Source organism: Paenibacillus sp. JNUCC-31, assembly GCF_014844075.1.
Classification (GTDB): domain Bacteria; phylum Bacillota; class Bacilli; order Paenibacillales; family Paenibacillaceae; genus Paenibacillus.
The window spans coordinates 939,017-959,617 of record NZ_CP062165.1 but is presented as its reverse complement, the minus strand read 5'-3'; the positions used below and the strand labels follow the sequence as shown (position 1 = coordinate 959,617).

At 46.1% G+C, this 20,601-nt stretch carries 19 protein-coding genes; 14 read left to right on the top strand and 5 right to left on the bottom strand.

The genetic code is table 11. The features are described 5' to 3' along the window. Window positions 1-336 precede the first annotated feature (336 nt). From JNUCC31_RS04095 to JNUCC31_RS04075, 5 genes are all read left to right on the top strand, one after another. Window positions 337-2,316: a sensor domain-containing diguanylate cyclase gene (locus JNUCC31_RS04095; RefSeq protein ID WP_192268757.1), complete on the top strand. Its 1,980-nt coding sequence runs from the start codon at window positions 337-339 to the stop codon at window positions 2,314-2,316. A gap of 130 nt (window positions 2,317-2,446) precedes the next feature. Then, window positions 2,447-3,313: a hypothetical protein gene (locus JNUCC31_RS04090; protein ID WP_192268755.1), complete on the top strand. Its 867-nt coding sequence runs from the start codon at window positions 2,447-2,449 to the stop codon at window positions 3,311-3,313. Between the two features lie 110 nt (window positions 3,314-3,423). Next, window positions 3,424-4,539, top strand: a complete 1,116-nt coding sequence (locus JNUCC31_RS04085) for an aminopeptidase (RefSeq protein ID WP_192268753.1) — start codon at window positions 3,424-3,426, stop codon at window positions 4,537-4,539. Between the two features lie 96 nt (window positions 4,540-4,635). Continuing rightward, window positions 4,636-4,881: an HPr family phosphocarrier protein gene (locus JNUCC31_RS04080; protein ID WP_062324243.1), complete on the top strand. Its 246-nt coding sequence runs from the start codon at window positions 4,636-4,638 to the stop codon at window positions 4,879-4,881. Between the two features lie 225 nt (window positions 4,882-5,106). After that, window positions 5,107-5,400 (top strand): Fpa/YlaN family protein, encoded by a 294-nt coding sequence (locus JNUCC31_RS04075; protein WP_024631139.1) that lies wholly within the window; start codon window positions 5,107-5,109, stop codon window positions 5,398-5,400. Between the two features lie 184 nt (window positions 5,401-5,584). Here the strand turns inward: JNUCC31_RS04075 and cax are convergent, their stop codons facing one another. After that, entirely contained in the window at window positions 5,585-6,655 is a 1,071-nt protein-coding gene (gene cax, locus JNUCC31_RS04070; protein WP_192268751.1) for a calcium/proton exchanger, read from the bottom strand. Between the two features lie 185 nt (window positions 6,656-6,840). Between cax and JNUCC31_RS04065 the strand changes: the two genes are divergently transcribed. Beyond that, window positions 6,841-7,203 carry an Asp23/Gls24 family envelope stress response protein gene (locus JNUCC31_RS04065; RefSeq protein WP_024631137.1) on the top strand — a complete coding sequence of 121 codons (363 nt, stop codon included), beginning with the start codon at window positions 6,841-6,843 and terminating at the stop codon, window positions 7,201-7,203. 164 nt (window positions 7,204-7,367) lie between these two features. Here JNUCC31_RS04065 and ftsW read toward each other — a convergent pair whose 3' ends face one another. Next, window positions 7,368-8,651 (bottom strand): putative lipid II flippase FtsW, encoded by a 1,284-nt coding sequence (gene ftsW / locus JNUCC31_RS04060; protein WP_192268749.1) that lies wholly within the window; start codon window positions 8,649-8,651, stop codon window positions 7,368-7,370. Between the two features lie 13 nt (window positions 8,652-8,664). Then, entirely contained in the window at window positions 8,665-9,012 is a 348-nt protein-coding gene (locus JNUCC31_RS04055; RefSeq protein WP_053784292.1) for a YugN family protein, read from the bottom strand. A 212-nt stretch (window positions 9,013-9,224) separates the two neighbouring features. Between JNUCC31_RS04055 and JNUCC31_RS04050 the strand changes: the two genes are divergently transcribed. From JNUCC31_RS04050 to JNUCC31_RS04015, 8 genes are all read left to right on the top strand, one after another. After that, on the top strand, window positions 9,225-10,394 hold the full coding sequence (locus JNUCC31_RS04050) for a M20 family metallopeptidase (RefSeq protein WP_192268747.1): 1,170 nt from the start codon (window positions 9,225-9,227) through the stop codon (window positions 10,392-10,394). Window positions 10,395-10,589: 195 nt separating this feature from the next. Next, the gene (locus JNUCC31_RS04045; RefSeq protein WP_192268744.1) at window positions 10,590-12,260 is read left to right on the top strand and encodes a DNA repair helicase XPB; all 1,671 of its coding nucleotides are present in this window, start codon (window positions 10,590-10,592) and stop codon (window positions 12,258-12,260) included. Between the two features lie 56 nt (window positions 12,261-12,316). Continuing rightward, complete coding sequence (locus JNUCC31_RS04040) at window positions 12,317-14,167, top strand: helicase-associated domain-containing protein (protein WP_192268742.1); 1,851 nt, start codon at window positions 12,317-12,319, stop codon at window positions 14,165-14,167. Window positions 14,168-14,301: 134 nt separating this feature from the next. Next, entirely contained in the window at window positions 14,302-14,739 is a 438-nt protein-coding gene (locus tag JNUCC31_RS04035; RefSeq protein WP_192268740.1) for a YlbF/YmcA family competence regulator, read from the top strand. Between the two features lie 84 nt (window positions 14,740-14,823). Further along, entirely contained in the window at window positions 14,824-15,087 is a 264-nt protein-coding gene (locus tag JNUCC31_RS04030) for a YlbG family protein (protein ID WP_063565591.1), read from the top strand. A gap of 215 nt (window positions 15,088-15,302) precedes the next feature. Beyond that, complete coding sequence (locus JNUCC31_RS04025; protein ID WP_062324249.1) at window positions 15,303-15,740, top strand: hypothetical protein; 438 nt, start codon at window positions 15,303-15,305, stop codon at window positions 15,738-15,740. A gap of 133 nt (window positions 15,741-15,873) precedes the next feature. After that, window positions 15,874-16,791 (top strand): selenium metabolism-associated LysR family transcriptional regulator, encoded by a 918-nt coding sequence (locus tag JNUCC31_RS04020; protein ID WP_192268738.1) that lies wholly within the window; start codon window positions 15,874-15,876, stop codon window positions 16,789-16,791. 112 nt (window positions 16,792-16,903) lie between these two features. Next, a complete protein-coding gene (locus tag JNUCC31_RS04015) occupies window positions 16,904-17,764 on the top strand; it encodes a PHP domain-containing protein (RefSeq protein WP_192268736.1) in 861 nt (286 codons plus the stop codon). Window positions 17,765-17,917: 153 nt separating this feature from the next. Here the strand turns inward: JNUCC31_RS04015 and JNUCC31_RS04010 are convergent, their stop codons facing one another. Then, window positions 17,918-18,364 (bottom strand): GNAT family N-acetyltransferase, encoded by a 447-nt coding sequence (locus JNUCC31_RS04010; RefSeq protein ID WP_192268734.1) that lies wholly within the window; start codon window positions 18,362-18,364, stop codon window positions 17,918-17,920. Window positions 18,365-18,547: 183 nt separating this feature from the next. Next, window positions 18,548-20,314: an Rqc2 family fibronectin-binding protein gene (locus JNUCC31_RS04005; RefSeq protein WP_192268732.1), complete on the bottom strand. Its 1,767-nt coding sequence runs from the start codon at window positions 20,312-20,314 to the stop codon at window positions 18,548-18,550. Window positions 20,315-20,601 lie beyond the last annotated feature (287 nt).

Below are 20,601 nucleotides of genomic sequence, written 5' to 3'. Positions count from 1 at the left end.
TGAGGGTGACACAACCGGTAATGCCCAAATTTAAAGACCCATTAGTAGTCTTCATCAACAATTTATATTACAGTTTACTAGAAGCAAAGTCAAGCGTGTGAGAAACGAAAAAAAACGTCTAAATTTGTCGATAGGTCATTAGGCCCAAAATAATGGGACAATTTTCTGAAATATGGATGCAAAAAACCTTTAAAGAGAGTAAAATAGATTGTATCTTAACTTTAAATGATCTTGTACATTAAGGTTATCGCATAGGATTTGCAGGTTTGCGATAACGTCTGCAGATTAATGCATCCGATTTGTTGGATGCAAAAACGGTGCAAAGGAGCGCCTGACATGTTAGAACATCTAAGAAGCATACCAGCCAGCTTGATTTCGCGAAGTTCGGGCGATTCCGCATCTTCTGTCGCTCCTCACGAAGAGCATGTATTCTGGATGCAAAAAATGGACATCACACCTTTTGATTTTTCATATTTGGGAAGTTTGTTACAGCAAGCATATACCGATTGGCAAACCCAGCGTCAGCCAAACGCAGACAGATCTCCAATGACTTATAACGTATGGAATACGGAAGGCATCTGCATGGGGCACGATAATGAGCAGTCTCCGGAGCTGGATGTATATCCCACGGTATTACAATGCCTTGAATCAGGACAAGCACAGTCCTTGCGGGGTTCCACTGAACATGGAGAGTTCCTTCTCCTTGCGGAGCCGCTGTTCTCCAGGACAAATCAGGATATGTTCGCTGTATTTACTGCAATAACCTACGAGCAAAATCAATATGAAACGTCTAAAGCCGTTGTTCGATCGGAGGCAATGCATTTTCGTACCTGCTTTTACCGAAGATTTGAATACATATTTATGACGGATCTGTTACGTGCTCATGAGCAAACTGCACGAGAAGAACACCGAAGATCGATTCTTTTCCAGATCGTTCAACGGATGCATGACAAAATGGATGTAGATGCAATTCTGGATGAAGTGTTTGACAGTATTGATTATTTATATCCAACCACTTGCATGAAACTGTACATGTCTCAGGATCAGAGCAGCTTCAATCCCCGTATCAAACCATTGCTTGTTCATGAACGGGGAGAAGATATCTGTGTTCGTTCGTTTATGGAGGGCAAGCTTATCATTGTTCGGTCAGACGAAGGGGAACAGCGTATTCTGGAAGTAGGCCTTCCACTAAAAGGAAAACAAGGCATCTATGGTGTATTCCATATTGAAATGAATGAGGAGTTACTGGAAGATTCCGATCTGAAACTCATCACCATGATGGCAGATACAGCAGGGACAGCCTTTGAAAATGCCAAATTGCATGAACAATCGAATATGTTAATCCAAGAACTTCGTCTAATCAATGATCTGACGCAACGCTTGAATAAAAGCTTGCAACTAATGGAAATTTATCAATTCTCCGAGCAGGAGTTGAAGGACATTTTTCAGGCTGAAACGTGTTGTATCCTTCAACTGAACGACAGTACAAAACAATTTGAAGTGATGTCATCCAATGTGCATGAAATATGCCGCAAATCTTTCCCGGTGGACTACGGTATTGTAGGTTTGCTCTATGAGAAAGAAGAACCGCTTATTCTGTCTGATTATGGGAAATACGATAAGGTGTCTTCGGTATTCATGGATCTCACTGGCTCCATGTCATTGATGGCGTCGCCCCTTCGGGTAAATGGTGAAGTGAAGGGGGCAATTTTACTGGGACATACGAAAAAGCAATATTTTTCGTATGATAATTACCGTCTGCTCCAGATGCTGTCCATTCATATCGGACTTGCACTCTCCAATGCGACGCTTCATGCCGAGGTGCGACGTTTGGCGAACCTGGATATGCTGACAGGGTTGTATGTGAGGCATTACCTGGATAGTGTGATCCATGAACGGCAGACGAATGAATTCTGTGGTTCACTGGTTGTGGTAGATATTGATCAGTTTAAGCAGGTGAATGACACGTTTGGGCACCAAACGGGTGATCAGGTATTGAAACAGGTGAGTGATATTGTAACAAGTTCTGTTCGGCCTGGTGATATCTCAGCCAGATGGGGCGGGGAAGAACTGGCCATCTATATGCCGCAGATTGGTTCTCGTCAGGCACTAGAATATGCCGAAATCATTCGCAGGAGGGTGGCCGAAGAGACAAGGCCTTCCGTGACCGTATCCAGTGGTATTGCTGAATGGAACTGGATGGATGAGAAGGTCAGTGTGGAATCGTTATTTTACCGCGCTGATATGGCTCTGTATAGTGCGAAGCATGGCGGTCGAAACCGGATTGTCGTGGAAGAACACGAAGTTACACGCTAAGGGAGGACTATTCCGTTTGAGGAGTCGTCCTCTCTTTATTTTGGGAAGCAGTAATGCCAAAGGAAGGAAGTATAAGCAAATAAGGGAGGGGCAGGCTATGGAGAAAGTTGACGAAAGGGTGAAGTAGAACATGTTGAACCGTCGGTATGTTCGTGGGTTATTGTTGATTCTGAGTATTGTGGTGGTGTGTGCTCCTGGTTGCGGTCTGCTGCAGCGAAATCAGAGTCCGGAGGAATTATTCTCACGGGCACTGTCGGGGATTGCCGGTAAAGAAACGTTGAGTTTTGATGGAGAGGCGGGACTGCGGCGTGAGAGCAGCGGACTATTCGAGAATCAGTTCAAATTTGAAGGCAAGCTTGAGAATCATGATCGACTGACTTTGCAAACGAGGCTGCCTGGAGCTGTGACTGCTGTCGGAACAGGAGTAAAAGGGGTGAATGCCGCCGCTGTGAACAATAACGGTCAACCGAGCGGATTTAGCGCTTCATTTGAACGAAAACAAGGACAGTGGATGGCTTTAACAGCCGAACACGAACCCCTGCGCGGTTCGCTTTCCCGTTTTAATCCAATCGCTCAAATGGAAAGTATCGATCGGTTGAACAAAACGATTAAGTCCGAGTACGGTTCAGGTCGCCGAACCCAAATATTGCGGATTGAACTTGCGCCCAAAGACGCCAAAACCTGGGCACTCGCTCAGCTTCATGACGAGATGAATGCGATACGTGCAGAGTATATGCACAAGGCCAGTAGGGTGAAGGGGGCGAGCCAGGAGAAGCTGGAGAAAGACTTGAATAAAGTGTGGGAGCAAGGAGAAACGTCGATGGAACAGATGATGAAACAGGCCAACGTACAGACGGTATATCATCTTACGGTGGATCGCAAAACCAGCTTGCCTTTGCGACTTTCCTCGGAAAGCCAGGTGGACTATAAAGACATGAACAACAAAAGCAACAAAGAAGCACTTGTCACTGATGTAAATTTCAGGTCTTATGAGTAAACGAGTTTGAGTGACTGCCTGCTGACGGGATCGTTGTAGCATGCTACAATAGTATCGTAATTTACCGTTGTTCAATTCAAAGATGGCAGATGACAGGAGGAGTTTACAAGATGAAGGACCCAAGAATTCAGAAGCTCGCAGCCAATCTGGTGGGCTACTCTGTAGATGTACAGCCCGGCGAAAATGTGCTGGTTGAAATGATCGGCACGGAACGTGATCTGATGAATGCAATTATTGAAGAAGTAGGCAAAAAAGGTGGTAACGTCTTTGTACAGCTGACAGACAAGACGGTACAGCGTGCGATGCTGAAAAGTGCGACAGAAGACATGATGAAAACCTGGGCAGAGATTGATCTGAACCGGATGAAGCAAATGGACTGTTACATCGGTATTCGTGCAGGAGAAAATGTGAACGATCTGTCCGATGTACCGGAAGAAAAAATGAAAATGTACAATTCACTTTATTCCCATCCTGTACATAGTGAGCAGCGGGTTAAACATACGAAATGGGTTGTGCTTCGTTACCCGAATGCAAGCATGGCGCAGCTGGCGAATACGAGCACAGAAGCGTTTGAAGATTTCTACTTTGACGTGTGCAACCTGGATTATGCCAAAATGGACAAAGCCCAGGATTCCCTGGCCAACCTGATGAAACGCACAGACAAAGTGCGTATCACTGGACCAGGAACGGACCTGAGCTTCTCCATTAAAGGTATCGGTGCAGAGAAATGTTCTGGCCAAAAAAATATTCCGGATGGCGAAGTGTACAGCGCTCCTGTACGTGATTCCGTGAACGGAACGATTAGTTATAACGCGCCAACGCTGTATAACGGAATTACTTTTGAGAATATCAAGTTCACGTTCAAGGACGGCAAAATTGTTGAAGCAACGAGCAACGACACAGAACGTCTTAATGAAATTCTGAATTCAGATGAGGGAGCTCGTCATATCGGTGAATTCGCCATTGGATTCAATCCACATATCCTGCACCCGATGAAGGACATTCTGTTTGATGAAAAAATCGCAGGCAGCTTGCACTTTACACCAGGGCAGGCCTATGAAGAAACAGACAATGGAAACCGTTCCTCCATTCACTGGGATCTGGTATTAATCCAGCGCCCGGACTACGGTGGTGGCGAAATTTATTTTGATGATGTGTTGATCCGTAAAGACGGGATTTTCGTGATTCCTGAGCTGGAATGCCTTAATCCAGACCGTCTGAAGTAGGAACAGCATTTTGCTGTTGCTAGGAAAGCGGATTCACGGTATCATGTAGTGGTAATTAATAGATGATACCAAAAGTGAAAAGACGGAGGGATTCCTATGTCGAGTAATAATGCAGCGGTAGTGGAAATTGCTCAAACAGCGGGCAAGTTTACTTCTTCAATCGTGCTTCATTCAGAGAACAAGTATATCGATGTCAAAAGTATTCTTGGGCTGTTTACAACGTTAATCAGCACGCACAGCTATGAACTGCATGTTCATGGCCCGGATGCAGCAGAAGCCAAAGCAGCCATGTCAGAAGTATTTGCCAAGCATGGACTGAATGTAAGTATCGCATCCGAGTAATGACTCGAGGAAGCATCTCTGCCAATAATGGGCAGAGGTGCTTTTTTTGCATGAGATAATTCGGGTATCCGGCAAGACCTCCGGAAAATAGGGGGATTAGGCAGGAATAGTGGTCTTCAGGTTGTATGCTTATTTTGGTCAGGTTCTTGTATTAGCTCCTGATTTCGTCTAATATTAGAGGTAGAACGTCTTTACGCGATTTTGGGACATAGGGGGGAAAAATGCATGACTTCATCTGATCTGCAGGACCAGTTGCACTTGAAAGCGATCAGTCTTCTTCAAGAAGATGCAGATAAAATACAGAAGCTTATAGAAGTACAGATGGAGAATCTGGCTACCCGCTACTGCCCTCTCTATGAGGAAGTACTGGATACACAGATGTATGGGTTCTCCAAGGAAGTTGATTTTGCTGTTCGTGCAGGGCTTCTTCCAGAAGGTGCAGGTAAGCAGCTGGTTAGCGCGCTTGAGCGGAATCTGGCAATTCTATATGAAGCTTTGAATAAGAAGAATGAGCAATAGCCTGCAATAGCGTGGGTCAGAATAGAAGGCATGCAGGTGTTTGCATGCTTTTTTTGTACGTTTGAAATGAAATGGGTAGTCTGATGTACTGGAGGCGAAGTGATAAATAAAGAGGCAGCCCGAAAATGTATTTTCGGCTGCCTCTTACGCTAAATTACCTAAGATGGGGAAGTGCTGAGCGGGTTTACACCAAGAAAAACGATACGCCCAGAATGATATACACGACTAACAGGAGCAGACCTTCGTACCAGTTCGTTGAACCGTCCTGAGTGATGGACTTGGCTATAAACACGGATACACCGATGGCAACCAGTTCAATCGTTGTAAAGACAATATTCATCGTATTACCCATGAAATAACTGACAAAAATCAGAACAGGTGCAACGAAGAGTGCGATTTGCAAACTGCTGCCAACCGCGATTTCCACGGCGGCGCCGATCTTGTTTTTCATGGCAAGCATGATGGCTGCACTATGCTCGGCGGCGTTACCGATAATGGCAACGAGGAAGGCGCCGACAAACAGCTCACTCAGGCCAAACTGTTCGGTGAACACTTCAAGCGTACCCACAAGCCATTCACTGACGAAAGCAACCATGACTGTTGCCAGAACGAGATAGAGAATCGATTTTTTCTTCGACCACTCCGGTGCGTGTTCATGTGGTAATTCTTCATCTCTATCCTCTGTGACATCGGCAAGATAGTTCTTGTGAGTCACCATGGAAAAAAGCAACCAGGCGATGTAGGCAAGAATCAGCAATCCTGCGACAATGAGACTGAGTGTATTCGTATCCTTCTGTGTAATGGAATGGGTGTTCAGGAAGACGGCTGGAATAAACAGAGCAATGATAGCTACAATCATCAGGGAGCCGTTCAGACCGGCAAGCGATACATTGTAATTCTGAATTTTGAATTTGAGTCCGCCAGCAAAAATACTTAAACCGAGCACCAGCAGCAGGTTACCGATAATAGAACCAGTCAAACTCGCTTTAACCATGTCAAATAGTCCTTCTTTAACAAGGAAAATGGCGATGATCAACTCGGCGGCATTGCCGAAGGTAGCATTCAGAAATCCGCCCAGCCGCTGACCGGCATAATGGGCTACATTTTCGGTAGCCTTGCCTAGAAAACCGGCTACGAAAATAACCGAAATGGCTGATATCACGAACTGTAGAATCGAATCCCATTTCATGTAGTGGGCGACGGCGCTGAGTGCAAAAGTAACAATCAGCAAAATGGATGAAATCCGGTTTCTCACAACAAACACCTCGGTTAACTGATTATTTTGTTTTAAACATCATCATAAAAATTCGTATGAGATTATTTTCATATTTCAATATAACCAAATCGTGGTAGGTTGTAAACGCATCTTTTCGAGTTTAATTTGCTTTTTGGGGTGGAAAGGATTTAAAATACGAGTAACGAAGTGAAGGAGGATGTGGCATGGCAGAACAACTTCAACTGGAGGGCGGAAACATCCGGATTGCCGATGACGTAGTGGCGAAAATTGCCGGAATGGCTGCGATGGAGACGCCCGGAATTGCCGCAATGTCTGGAGGATTGTCAGAGGGCTGGGCCAAGCGCCTGAGCGGTAAAAACGTACAGAAAGGCGTAGGCGTTGAGGTCGGCCAGCTGGAAGCAGCCATTGATCTGCGCATCATCGTCCTGTACGAGACACCGATTCATGAAGTTTCTCGCATGCTCCAGCAGAATGTTCGAGAAGCGGTAGAGACCATGACCGGATTACGTGTTGTTGAAGTTAATGTAAAGGTAGAAGGCGTATCTTTCAGAGGCGACGACCTGTAAACTTTAACTAACCGTAAGGGAAGAACAACGGTACATCTACCGATTCTTCATCGAGATAGACAACACCAAAAAGACTTCGCATCGAATAAATAGGATGCGAAGTCTTTTTGGTTGCTTTCATCTGGACTTGGTTCAAAAACCATTCGAATAACGTTTACTTCTCATTACCGAATTCGACGAATGGATTCACGTGAACGAAGCGCGGGAGAGGTACGTGATGTCTGAACCGTCACTGACTTCGTTTTCTCTTCCTTGATGACGTCCAGATTATTAGTGCGTGAGATGCTGAGCACGATGCCCATCGCCACCATCATTACAAAGAGTGAGGTACCGCCATAACTGATAAACGGAAGAGTAACCCCGGTCACCGGAATGGTTTGCGTTACGCCCCCGATGTTGATAAATGCCTGGATCGCGATTAATCCCATAATCCCAATACCGACTAGTGTCCCGAATGGATCTGGACAGCGGAGGGATACGATAATTCCTCGCCAGATGAAGTACAGGTAGACCAGCAGAAACAGGACACTTCCAATAAAACCAAGCTCTTCCCCAATGACGGAGAAAATGAAGTCATTATAGGCATTCGGCAAATAATGCAGCTTCATCGTACCTTGCCCGATACCAGAGCCAGTGATGCCCCCATCCCCAATTGCCACCAGGGAGCGATAGAGGTTAAGACTTCCTCCAGTTTTCTCGGATAATGGATCAAGGAACGCATGAATCCGATCGATTTTGTAGTTCTTTGTTGCTTCTGTAGCTGAGCCATTTGTCGTATCTGGAGAAGATACGGAGGAAAACAGGGCATTTGCTCCCAGTGCCAATGCGGCTCCGAGCACAACCAGCAGAATGGAACCCATAATATGTTTCATGCTGGCCCCGCCTGCATAGATGACAAGGCCGCATGTAGCCACGAGAATGAAGCATGTACCAAAGTCAGGTTGCAGCATGATCAGTCCCGCAATGAATCCAACAATGACCAGCACAGGGATGTACCCTGTCTTAAGATCCCTGAACCGTTCCCCTTTTTTGGTAATTAGTGCAGCCAGGTACAAAATGATAGCGATTTTGGCAAACTCGGCGGGCTGGACGCTGAATCCAAAGATTCGAATCCAGCTTCGTGCACCGTTCAACATCGCACCTGAAACCAAAACAACTAATAGCATCACCGTGGTAAAGAGGAAAAACGGTGCATAAAGCTTTTTGTATTTGTTAAATCGGATGTTCATGGCAAAAAACATGCCCACTAAACCGAGAACCGCCCACAGTAGTTGTTTTTTCGTGAAGAACAGGGCATCATTGTTAAAACTTTTGCTTGCAATTGCAATGCTGGAACTGGAGCTAAATACCATCACCAGTCCGAAGCCCACCAACAATAAAGTGAGGATTAGCAGTTGGAAATCCGGCGTGCCTCTCTTCGTTTTCGTTTGGGCCGTTTGTTGTTTCATGATTCGGCCCAGCCTAAGCTTCCAGCAGTTCTTTAAGCTGCTGTAATTTTTGGGCCGCCAGCTTCACGACTGGCTGCGGTACGGTAGAGTCATAATCCAGGCCATGCGGGAAGGTTGCTTTTCCAAGATAAACAGCTTCAACCGCGAGAACCGTATCCGGTTTTTCGAGTTTGCCATCGATCGCACGGGTATTAATACGTACAAAGTATTCCGATTTGGTTTGTTCATCTTCAATTTTGTAATCATATGTAGCACGATAATATTCCCACTGCCACCGGACAAATCCGACTTTCTCGGCGCTCTCATCCAGGTATGCCAAGTCGCTCTTCAAGCCATCCAAGCCTGTATTCTCAAAAATCATAAGCGTCTGATCCTCCTCATAAGCTTCCGAGAGTATAAATCTCGTTCTTTTCTCTAGTTTATGATAGTATGTTTCCCCTTCCCGTGCAAGCTTTCCAGGGGTCATTCGTATCGGTTTTCTTCCAATTCTGCTACAATATACAGCAATAGGTTTCAAGAGGAAGGTTCGGGCTTGATGAAAGTCCCGTTCAGAGAGCGAAAGGATGGAGAGACATGACAAACAATATATGGTGGGATGATTTGCAAATCCACATGGTAGAATGGCGTCGTCATCTTCATCGGAATCCTGAGGTTTCCTTTCATGAGGAGAAGACATCCTCTTTTATAGCGGGTATGCTGGAGAGTTTTGGCGTTGAAGTGAAACGTCACGTGGGCGGGCATGGGGTTATTGGAACCATTCGGGGGGATAACCCAGGGCCTGTCGTGATGCTTCGTGCGGATATGGATGCACTTCCGATCCAGGATGAGAAGGACGTTGAATATGCGTCACAACATGCAGGAGCCATGCATGCCTGCGGCCATGATGGGCATGTATCCATTTTGCTGGGAACGGCACTTTATTTTAGTCGCCATAAACATGAGATCAAGGGTGAGATACGCTTTTTGTTCCAACCAGCAGAAGAATTGCTTCCAGGTGGCGCGCTCAAGGTTATTGCAGACGGCGGACTGGAAGGGGTGGATGTCATCTATGGCATTCATCTGTGGACCCCGCTTCCTGTGGGCGTGGCTGCGAGTACACCAGGACCGATGATGGCAGCGGCAGATGACTTCTATATTGAGATCACAGGAAAAGGTGGACATGGCGGCATGCCACAGTCTACAGTGGACAGTCTGGTGGCTGGCTCTGCTCTGGTGATGCAGTTGCAGACCGTTGTCAGTCGCTCGGTGGATCCCTTGCGTCCAGCGGTGTTAACCATTGGAACGATGCAGGCCGGTTCTGCACAGAATGTCATCGCCGAATTATGCAAATTGACCGGTACGGTGAGAACCTTCGACGAAGAGACGCGCAGTATCATGAAAGAACGTGTTCATACGATTGTTGCTCAGACAGGAGCAATCTATGGTGCAGAGACTCAGTTGAACTATATTATGGGGTATCCTCCAGTCGTCAATGATGAGCAGGAAACGGCCCGTTTCTTTCGGGAAGCAGTGGACGTATTCGGGGCAGACTCTGTACAGAAGTCACCCATGATGATGCCCGCTGAAGATTTTGCGTACTATCTGCAGCGGATTCCTGGCTGTTTCATGTTTGTCGGAGCAGGTAATCCGAAGAAAAATGCGATTTATCCGCATCATCATCCGAAGTTTGACTTTGATGAAGATGCCATGCAAAATGCTGTGAAGCTATTTATTGCCATGGCTAAGGGGTATACAGCCGAATGATTTGAATGCAGTTGGGCATCCTATTCATACCAAGGTATGAGCAGGGTGCTTTTTTGGTATGGTCTTTGTAGAGGTTAAGTCAAGGTTGAGCTGCTGTACTGTATAGGTTCATTTTCGGAAGACACCGGAATTGGACTTTTTGTGATGCCTCTTATTCACAGGAATAGATACTTTTTTTAATTAGGGGGAAGCGGAATGGAGAAAACGGACGCCTGTATTGTTCAGCGGGATTTTACAGTATTGCTTGAAGTGGGCCATCCCGGATTTGATCAGGCCAGAGCTCAACTGGGAATGTATGCCGAACTGGTAAAGACACCAGCGGCTTTTCATACCTATCGAATCACGGCCTTGTCTTTATGGAATGCCGCCGCACTGGGATGGAGCGCTGATCAAGTGATTGCGAGTCTGGAATCAGTGTCCCGTTGGAATGTTCCTGCCGCCCTGATTCAGGATATCCGAAGAATTGTGGATCAATATGGAAAGTTGAAATTGCAGTCTGACACAGGTCAGGGCAAAATGCGTCTTGTCAGTGAAGATGAGCGATTGCTGGATGAATTAAGCGGCATGAAGACGATCTCGGCTTTCCGGATGGAACGTGTCGATCCTCATGAGCTTGAGTTGGACGGGGAGAAGCGCGGACTGCTGAAGCGTGAATTGACCCGTTTGGGTTATCCAGTGCTGGATTATGCAGGATACAGGAATGGAACAAGTCTTCCATTTGGTTGGCAAGAGGATACAAGCGCACATTCAGGACAATTTGAGTTGCGTCCTTATCAGCAAGACGCTGTGAATGCTTTTGAAGGCAGCGAGGGTATGGGGGGGAGTGGTCTGCTTGTGTTGCCATGCGGGGCAGGTAAAACGGTTATTGGATTGGCCGTACTGGAACGCCTGCAATGTGAATGCCTTATTTTGACCTCTAACACCACGTCTGTGCGGCAATGGATTGAGGAATTACAAAATAAAACAACCATAACCAGTGAACAGATTGGTGAGTATTCCGGTCAAAAAAAACAAGTGAGACCAGTGACTGTGGCTACATATCAGATTCTTACGCACAGAAAGTCCAAGGATGCTGATTTTACCCATATCAAATTGCTCAGTGAACGTCAGTGGGGGCTGATTATTTATGATGAGGTACATTTGCTGCCAGCACCTGTATTTCGAGCTACGGCAGATATTCAAGCTACACGAAGGCTGGGATTGACCGCAACATTGGTGCGTGAAGATGGTTGTGAGCAAGATGTATTTTCACTTATTGGTCCGAAGTTATATGACATGCCATGGAAGGAATTGGAGCAGCAAGGCTGGATTGCAGATGTACAATGCCAGGAAATACGTGTCCCTTTTTCAACTGAATTGAGATCTAATTATTTGGAAGCAGAGGTCAAACATCAATTTCGTATTGCCGCCGAAAATCCGGCCAAATTAGCTGTAATCCGAAAGATACTGGAACGTCATCGGGGGTTGCCATCTCTTGTTATTGGACAATATTTGAATCAGCTTGAGACCATTGCCCGGGAAATTGATGCTCCACTTATATCTGGTACGATGTCTCAGCAAGAGCGAGTGAAATGGTTTGCAGCCTTTCGACGTGGTGAAATCAAAACGATTGTCGTATCCAAGGTCGCCAATTTTGCTGTAGATCTGCCAGATGCTGCTGTTGCGCTTGAAATATCAGGAAGCTTCGGTTCAAGACAGGAAGAAGCCCAGCGATTGGGTCGGATTCTAAGGCCGAAGTCCGGAGAAAATAAAGCTTATTTCTATGCACTTGTATCGGAAGACAGCAAGGAACAAGAATTTGCATTACGTCGTCAGATGTTTCTGGTTGAGCAAGGATATGAATACAAGATTGTTCATGAATTATAATGAATCACCCATGTTCATTTCCGTGTCTAAAATAAAGAGAAAGGATTGGTCAGCCCATGAATAATACACAGGACCTTCTGGATGTGAGTTTGTTAAACGAGCTTTCGTGCATGGAGCACACGGTACTTGGTGCGATTTTTCACAAACAGGCCGGACAACCTTTTTCCGTCATGATGTCAACAGCAGAGTGGGCTTCAATAGGCCTCAGCAGAGCAGAAGCTATAACCGCATTTATTACACTTCAGCAAAAAGGATGGATTGAAGCCGTGCTTAAGACGTGGGGCGAACGGCTTTATTACATACCTCATTCTTTACTTCCTTTAATGACGATAACCTATGCTGAACGGGTTGGACACTTCGTACAACAGAAGGTGGACGAGGTGCAGGGTGAGATTACGAAAAATAACTCCAGATCATGTCATGGGATTCAGGTTATCCGAGAGGGGAAACCCGATATTGCGGCAGAGCTTCTGCATATTTTGGCCTGGATGGTTAGAGAAGGCCAGAACCAAGGACTTCCCCTCACCGGCAAAGGGACTGTTCATAAGAGAATAGTCAAGCAATTAAGCCGGATCACGGTGCTGGATCATGAAGATTTTGCTGGATTGGATATTCACTACAATTCTATGGATGTGTACCCGGTTCATGTTGCTGTTATTTTTGATGTGCTTCTCAGTCTGGGTTTGATTGAAAAGATTCATAACCGGATGTATGTATCCATTGATCGTCTGGATCACTGGTTGTCGTTGTCGTGGCCTTCCATGCAGCGGGTAATTTATAACATATGCATGGACCGATACGGTGCAGCCGAGCCGGTACTTCAGCATTTTCGCTATCAATTGTCGTTACTTGCTCCAGGCTCCAATGAATGGTTCGCTATCGCAACAGCGACTCCAGACAGTGATTGGCTAAAAGAAGGGATGGATATTAAAGAAAAAACACGGGGATGGCTTGATCTTTTGGCGGCGTTTGGATATGGCGAAGTAGGTGAGACTTCCGAAGGAAGGTTGTATTATCGCTGGTTGATTGAACCTGTCAATTTGTTAGATTCAGGCTATGATGGCGCAATGGATTCAGGAAACCAGACTTTTTTTGTGCAGCCTGACTTTGAAATTATGGTTCCGCCAGATATACCTCCGCAGGTACGCTGGAACCTGGAGTTGATTTCAGAGCTTGCAAGTCGTGACCGGATGTCTATATATCGGGTGACAAAGGAACGGATCATCGCTGCAGCAGTGATCGGCTTCACCGCAGATGCTATGGTCAGCTTTCTTGGACGGTATGCCGGATCAGGTCTGCCTGAGCATGTGAATCTGGCCATACAGCAGTGGGGAAAAGAAGCAGCACATTTGCATGGAGACGCTGATCAAAATACCGGTCTAACGGACAAGGTCAATGAAGCGAAGAACATGAATGGATGGATATTTGATTTCAGACGAGAGTTATCTGAAAAGCTGAAGAGGACGGAACGGATGCAAATTGCCGAGGAATCCATTACAGGACTTGAGCTGGAAAAGGAACTCTTTAATGTGCGTGGTCGTGAGGGGCTCATTGAAACAGGCCCTGATCTGCATCTTTATGATCAGGATGAGTCGATCACGGAGCAATCAGTTCTTTTTCCCGGGTATGGGGAGATTCCGGAGGTATGGCACAACCAGTGGAGGAGTTATCATATGTCCACAGCTCGTCAGATTGCAGCGAAAGCGATTGAATGGCAGACCAAACTGGGTCTGAAGCTGGACAAGGATGTCATTTATTTTATTCCGGATCAGATTCACGGTTATGAAGATTGGACACTCACAGGATGGCATTCGTCAGACATCGGTGTACATCCCGAACGGCTTACATTTTCGCCCACCGAATGGAGCGAGATACGTCTGATCATCCCTGAACAGGCCAAAACATGAACCAGCTCCAAATCGCCGATCCCTTGTTCCCCTAATTTCTATTTGCAGGAAAAACTCTTCTTAACTATTCGGGGATATGCTATTATGAAATAGTCTACGTTAGTAGAACTTTATATATAGATAGGATGAATTTCATGAGCGTAGCGGAAATGAACACGGTCGATATGGCCCAAGTGTTAACGGGCGCATATGAACTGGGCGACATGATTAACCAATCTGCCGAAGTATCGGATTATTTATATTGGAAGCAGCAAGTGGAGACGAACCCTGAAATTCAGGCCGGAATACGCAAGCTGAACGCCAAGAAAGAATTATTTGAAGAAACCCAGCGTTTTGGTCATTTTCACCCGGACTATCACGCGGCGAAAGATCAGGTTCAGGCGTTGGAGCTGGAGTTGGAACAATTTGAGGCAGTAGCGCGTTTCAAACAGGCGGAGAAATCGCTGGATGAGATGTTGTTCCAGATGTCGGAGACGATTGCCTTCGCAGTTTCAACCACAATTAAGGTACCAAGTAATGATCCAAATCCGAAAGGCGGCTGTGGAAGCGGCGGCAAGTGTGGTTGTAGCTAGAGAATGATAACCCAATAGACTCATGATAGACCGGACCCTTTTGAGGCTCCGGTCTCCATTATAGAAAGGGGCGGGGAAGCGATGATGTTTGCGGAAAGGACAGGATTTATTATTTGGGTCAGTGATTTGAAAGCGGCTCGTAATCTCGAAAAATATGGTACCGTTCATTACATCTCCCGCCGTATGCATTATGTCGTTATGTATGTTAATGCAGAGCGGGCTGAAGATACGATGAAAAATGTGAACAGACTTTCCTATGTGCGCAAGGTCGAACGTTCCTACCGGAATGAGATCAAAACAGAGTATGCCAGCAAAACGATGGACAAAACGAGTTTTTACGGAATATAACAAATCGTTGGGAATGAACAGTGAACTTGTTGCCACTGTTCCTTTCGAAACGATGAACACTGAGGGGTCCTTCGGGGCCGCTCTTTTATTGAATTAGGTGTAAAACGGCTTTTGTGAAAAAATCTGAACTTACGCCTTGAGGTTACGGGACTTATGTTGTAATATATTGGGTAAAGAAATAGATAGAAAGTCCTATCTGGTGGAGAGTGATTCCCATGCGTGATAAGGTGATGCAACGTTGGAGCACCTACGAGCCTTTTTTTGTGGCTCTTGGAGACAAGAAAGTGGCCGACATCGTCATTACCCATCATGCCAAAGTACGGTACGCAGATCGTATTGAGCCGACACGTAATGATGATGACCATATTGCGGCATGGTTATGGGAGTGTCTGAAGCAGGACCGTATTACACCATACTACCGTAATGAGCAGGATGTCTACCTCATCGACGAAGATCTGGTCGTGGTTGCTGAATTTTCCGAACTTGAAGGGGAATATGATATCGCTGGCAATCCACTTCATAAGATGATTGTAGTTACGTTTCTGGGGAAAATGTCCGAGACGATTGAATTGCGGGATCTGAAATCGTATTATTCGTGGCTGAGACATTCAAGACGAATGACTCTTGTTAAGAACAGTCGCAAGCATAAGTAAAGTTCGGAATTATCCCTATTTTCTGAAATAATAGATTCAGGCTACATCGCATGCAGACAAGCTGCATGCTTTTTTTGTTGTAATTATAGAAATCGGCTACAATGGGGAAAGCGTACAGAAGAGGGGCGAAGATATGAATTTTCATCAATTGCATATTTTTTATACCGTTGCGGAGAAGGGGAGTTTTTCAGCGGCTGCGCAAGCATTACATATGACACAACCTGCGGTGACGATGCAGATTCAATCCCTTGAGGATTATTTTGGCACCAAACTGCTGCTCCGTTCGACCAAGAAAATAGAATTGTCCGAGGCTGGACAAACATTATTGCCTCATGCAAAACGAAGTGTAGAACTCGTTAGACAGACTGATGAGGCGATGTCGGCGTTCACACAAATGCTGCAAGGACGATTGCAGCTCGGGGCAAGTTTGACAATCGGTGAATATGTATTGCCACGGATGTTGGGGCCATTTGCCCGTCAATACCCGGATATCTCCATCGTTATGAAAGTAATGAACACAACGCAAATTATGGATGATATTTTGAAACATCAGCTTAACTTTGGTTTGATCGAAGCGCCGGTCCACCACCCGGATATGATTGTAGAGCCGGTCATGCAGGATGAACTGAAACTGGTGGTTCCGGCTGGACATGCTCTGGCTGATCGCGGGGAAGTGGAGCTTGAAGAGGTACTGAACTACGCATTTGTACTGCGGGAGAAAGGCTCGGGTACCCGTCAGGTCATGGAAGACCAGTTGCAGAAGAGAAATATTGATCCACAGGACATGAATGTGGTGATGGAGCTTGGCAGTACGGGAGCTGTAAAATCTGCTGTGGAAGCGGGAGTGGGAATCACGATGTTATCTCCATCATCCGTCCAACATGAACTTGCCCTTGGACTGGTCCATATCGTGGATATTCGTGGACTTGAGTTCAAACGGCAGTTCTATGCCATACATCTGAAATCTTCATTGCTTCCCTTGTCGGCAGTGGCCTTTTTGAATTATTTGCGTCAGCAGGAGCAGGCAACGTTAGAAGGGTCAACAGAATAGGGAAAATAAATGCAGTTGCTGGACAAGTGCATGATCGACCCAAGATTGGTGGAATGCAATAGACGGCAAACGTTTAAACCTGTAATGAGCTGATTAAAAGGAGCTGTTATTTATGAGTCATCATCTAGGACGTTGTGACCTCCATACCCATAGCCAGGCTTCGGACGGAATGCAGCCACCTGCCGAGAATGTTAAGCTTGCCAAACAAAGGGGCTTGGCTGCAATGGCGCTGACAGATCACGATACGGTAGCGGGTGTAGCCGAGGCACAGCGGGCTGGCCGCGAGTTTGGTATAGACGTTGTTGCAGGAGTAGAGATTAGTACCCGCGCTGGTGGCAAGGATATTCATGTGCTGGGGTATTATGTGAATACAGAAGATGAGAAATTTCTGGAGCGGCTGCGCGGACTTCGGGAAGCGAGGGAAGAACGAAATCATCGGATCATTGCCAAGCTGCAGGAGCTTGGACTCGAAATCAGCTGGCAGGAGGTCATTGATAACCTTGGCCGACCGCTGGAGCCGGATGAAAGCATCGGTAGACCTCATATGGCCGATGTGTTGGTACGCAAAGGATATGCCGCTGATATGAGGGATGCGTTCAACCGTTATTTGGCTGAAGGCCAACCGGGCTTTGTGTCGGTTCCCCGAGTGGCACCGGAAGATGCATGCAAGTGGATTAAAGATGCGGGTGGTGCTGCAGTTATTGCCCATCCTGGTTTATACGAAGACGATGAATTGGTTCGTCGTATCGTTGTGGGCTCCAATCCTGATGGTATTGAAGTGGTTCATTCCGATCATGGACGAGAAGAAGAGCGCAGATATGCGGAACTGGCACGGGAATTTGGATTGATTCAAACAGGCGGATCGGATTACCACGGAGTAAGGCAAGGGGTTGTTTTCCACGGGGATCTGGGTAGCAAAACCGTAACCATGGATGTGCTCGATAAACTTCGGGCCGCGGCCGGAAAGTCTTAAGTCGGAGATTTTTATATGTTGGGCGAGACTGGGATAGAACGAATCTGTTGTCAAAGTGAAGAATAAGAATGATAGAATGATTAAAGGACATAGAAAGATGGTGAGCGCTAGTCGCTACCCATGTCTCTATGTCCTTTTTTGAATCCATTTTATTTAGTTGATGGAGTAATTCACCCATGTGCCGCGAGCAGCTCCAAGACGTTCAAATAATTGTTGTGCCCGTTCATTGGTTGCTGCTGTGATCCAGGACATATAAGCACATCCGTGTTCACGTGTATACTGCTGACAGTGTTCAAATAGTCCAGTCTCTGCTTCGCCATCTCTCAAAGCCTCCTTCACAAACAAGTCATTCATAATGGCAACTCGGTTTGCCTTCATCGTGCTGTAGGTAAAGTAGAGCGTAGCGAACCCAATAAGTTCACCGTCCTGTTCTGCGACGAATTGAACACCAATTTGCTGATCAAGCAGGTTTCTAATCAAAAGCTCGATTGCCTGATCACCTGGCCAGGGGTTGTTATAAAATCCGACGACATATTCATGCATTAATACGGTTAACGGAAGCAAATCATTAGGCTGGGTTTGTCTGATATGTATGGTCATGGGACACATCCTTAAAAGTGGATTTATAGATCATCGTATTATTATACACCTAAGTGAATATATATTCAAAAAAAGTGAACTACCAGAGTCAGGTCATATTTATTTGAAAAACAAAAAATCCCCCGAAACAGACACTGTTTCGGGGGATTTTAAGTTGTCTATCCGAATCAAAAGCAGGGAACGCTATCCGTTTTTGATCGTGGATGGCAAGCTCTTAATCAACTCTTCATTTGGTGTAACAAACACGGTCTTCTGATTGTCGTAAATGACAAAACCTGGTTTGGCACCACTTGGTTTGCGAACGTGACGAATAAGGGTGTAATCCACGGGTACGCTGCTGGATTCTTTGGCCTGACTGAAGTAAGCTGCGAGTTGTGCAGCTTCTTCCAGGGTGGCTTCGCCAAAGTCAGTGCTGCGAATGACGACATGTGAACCCGGGATGTCTTTGGTATGCAGCCAGGTGTCATTGGACGAAGCCAGACGATTGGTTACGTACTCATTTTGCAGGTTGTTTTTGCCTACGAGAAGTTCAATACCTTCCGAAGAAGTAAACTGATGCACCGTTGGGCGGTCGTTTTTCTTTTTCTTCTTGCCTTTTTTGTTGCGGTCACGAAGATAACCCTGCTGTACAAGTTCCTCGCGAATCTCCTCAATGTCGTTCATGGAAGCGATGGACAGCTGCTGGAGCAGATTGTCGAGATAGTTGATCTCGTCTTTCGTTTTCCCGAGTTGCTCATGAATGACAGCCAGGCTGTTCTTATATTTGTTATATCTTTTGAAATAACGCTGTGCATTGTCAGATGGTGTAAGCAATGGGTCGAGCTGAATGGTAATGTTGGCTTGATCTTCATCATAGAAGTTTACCAGCTCAACACTTTTGTCCCCTTTGCTGACTTGGTGCAGGGATGCGAATAACAGCTCACCCCATAATCTGAATTTGTCCGCATCGTCGGCTTCGAGCAAATCCTTGTTCAGGTTGTCCAGCTTTTTAATGTTTTTGCTACGCTCATTTTGCAGGAAACGCAGCAGATCGCTTACTCTTTGCTTGACAGTATCCCGCTCGGCCTTGTCTCCGTAATAATCCTCCATACACTTGCTCATCGTGTCATAGGTTTTCTCTGCGTCCTGAATACTCTGAAGCTGAACAGCCGAGAAAATCATTTTGCCTTTGGCATTCAGTCCGGTCACAGGGGTGTAGTTGTGGTCTCTTACTGGCCCCATCACAGATTCAAAAGCATTCCACAACGCATCGGCTTCGATCCGAGTATCATCCTTGTTTGCAGCTTGATCGGCACGGTCACTGGCAGGTACCCGAGAGGTAATCTCTCCGGCGATCAGCGGACTAAGACCGCTGAATGAATTTACGAGCCAGCGTGAGGCCTCTTCTTCTGAAGCAGAGTAGCTGTTTTCAAATTCAGTGCTGTTTATTTCCAGCGGATTGCTTTTATGTTGCTCTGGCGGTTCTGTGTACGAAAATCCTGGCATGATAACCCGGTAGCTACTGATTGACGGAGTCACGTGGTGAATACCATCCAGGATGGTCCCCGTAATCGGATCGACCAAAACAATATTACTGTGACGCCCCATCAATTCAATGATAATCCGTTTGACTGAAACATCACCCAACTCGTCGCGCTGACGTACGTCGATATGAATGATCCGCTCCATGCCAATTTGACGAATCTCTTCAATGATTGCTCCTTCACAGTGTTTCCGCAGCAACATGCAGAACATGGGAGCTTCCGTTGGGTTAACAAACGTTTTCTCCGTAAAGTGTACACGAGGATACGTTGGGCTGGCAGAGATAAGTAATTTGCTATTCCCGCGCTGAGCCCGAAGGGTCAGAACCACATCATGGCCGTTAGGCTGATGAATTTTGCTAATGCGTCCGCCCTTGCAGCCTTGCAGTTCATGTACGATGGCTCGTGTTACGATGCCGTCCAATGCCATTTTTTTCAACTTCCTCTCTATCTATAACTGAAACGGGCAACCGGTATATGTAATAAAAACAGCACCCGCTGCAAATACGTCGTCGTTTGCACTGCAAAAGTAAATTGCTACTTCATAAATAACCGCTGACCTTTATTTTAGCGTATTCTGTCCATCAGGGAAAGGATTTGCCTTTCGGTGCTAATCGGGGCCCTGTCCGAATACATATAGAGCAGGTAGTTTGTCCGGCATAGCGTACAGCCTGAGGATTAGCATAGCCGGTGATGCAGGGTGAGGTTTTACAGAGG

What these genes read in the sequence shown, in the direction of transcription:
- JNUCC31_RS04095 (WP_192268757.1), top strand. Translation starts at nt 337, where the DNA reads ATGTTAGAACATCTAAGAAGCATACCAGCCAGCTTGATTTCGCGAAGT.
- JNUCC31_RS04090 (WP_192268755.1), top strand. Translation starts at nt 2,447, where the DNA reads ATGTTGAACCGTCGGTATGTTCGTGGGTTATTGTTGATTCTGAGTATT.
- JNUCC31_RS04085 (WP_192268753.1), top strand. Translation starts at nt 3,424, where the DNA reads ATGAAGGACCCAAGAATTCAGAAGCTCGCAGCCAATCTGGTGGGCTAC.
- JNUCC31_RS04080 (WP_062324243.1), top strand. Translation starts at nt 4,636, where the DNA reads ATGTCGAGTAATAATGCAGCGGTAGTGGAAATTGCTCAAACAGCGGGC.
- JNUCC31_RS04075 (WP_024631139.1), top strand. Translation starts at nt 5,107, where the DNA reads ATGACTTCATCTGATCTGCAGGACCAGTTGCACTTGAAAGCGATCAGT.
- JNUCC31_RS04065 (WP_024631137.1), top strand. Translation starts at nt 6,841, where the DNA reads ATGGCAGAACAACTTCAACTGGAGGGCGGAAACATCCGGATTGCCGAT.
- ftsW (WP_192268749.1), bottom strand. Translation starts at nt 8,651, where the DNA reads ATGAAACAACAAACGGCCCAAACGAAAACGAAGAGAGGCACGCCGGAT.
- JNUCC31_RS04055 (WP_053784292.1), bottom strand. Translation starts at nt 9,012, where the DNA reads ATGATTTTTGAGAATACAGGCTTGGATGGCTTGAAGAGCGACTTGGCA.
- JNUCC31_RS04050 (WP_192268747.1), top strand. Translation starts at nt 9,225, where the DNA reads ATGACAAACAATATATGGTGGGATGATTTGCAAATCCACATGGTAGAA.
- JNUCC31_RS04045 (WP_192268744.1), top strand. Translation starts at nt 10,590, where the DNA reads ATGGAGAAAACGGACGCCTGTATTGTTCAGCGGGATTTTACAGTATTG.
- JNUCC31_RS04040 (WP_192268742.1), top strand. Translation starts at nt 12,317, where the DNA reads ATGAATAATACACAGGACCTTCTGGATGTGAGTTTGTTAAACGAGCTT.
- JNUCC31_RS04035 (WP_192268740.1), top strand. Translation starts at nt 14,302, where the DNA reads ATGAGCGTAGCGGAAATGAACACGGTCGATATGGCCCAAGTGTTAACG.
- JNUCC31_RS04030 (WP_063565591.1), top strand. Translation starts at nt 14,824, where the DNA reads ATGTTTGCGGAAAGGACAGGATTTATTATTTGGGTCAGTGATTTGAAA.
- JNUCC31_RS04025 (WP_062324249.1), top strand. Translation starts at nt 15,303, where the DNA reads ATGCGTGATAAGGTGATGCAACGTTGGAGCACCTACGAGCCTTTTTTT.
- JNUCC31_RS04020 (WP_192268738.1), top strand. Translation starts at nt 15,874, where the DNA reads ATGAATTTTCATCAATTGCATATTTTTTATACCGTTGCGGAGAAGGGG.
- JNUCC31_RS04015 (WP_192268736.1), top strand. Translation starts at nt 16,904, where the DNA reads ATGAGTCATCATCTAGGACGTTGTGACCTCCATACCCATAGCCAGGCT.
- JNUCC31_RS04010 (WP_192268734.1), bottom strand. Translation starts at nt 18,364, where the DNA reads ATGACCATACATATCAGACAAACCCAGCCTAATGATTTGCTTCCGTTA.
- JNUCC31_RS04005 (WP_192268732.1), bottom strand. Translation starts at nt 20,314, where the DNA reads ATGGCATTGGACGGCATCGTAACACGAGCCATCGTACATGAACTGCAA.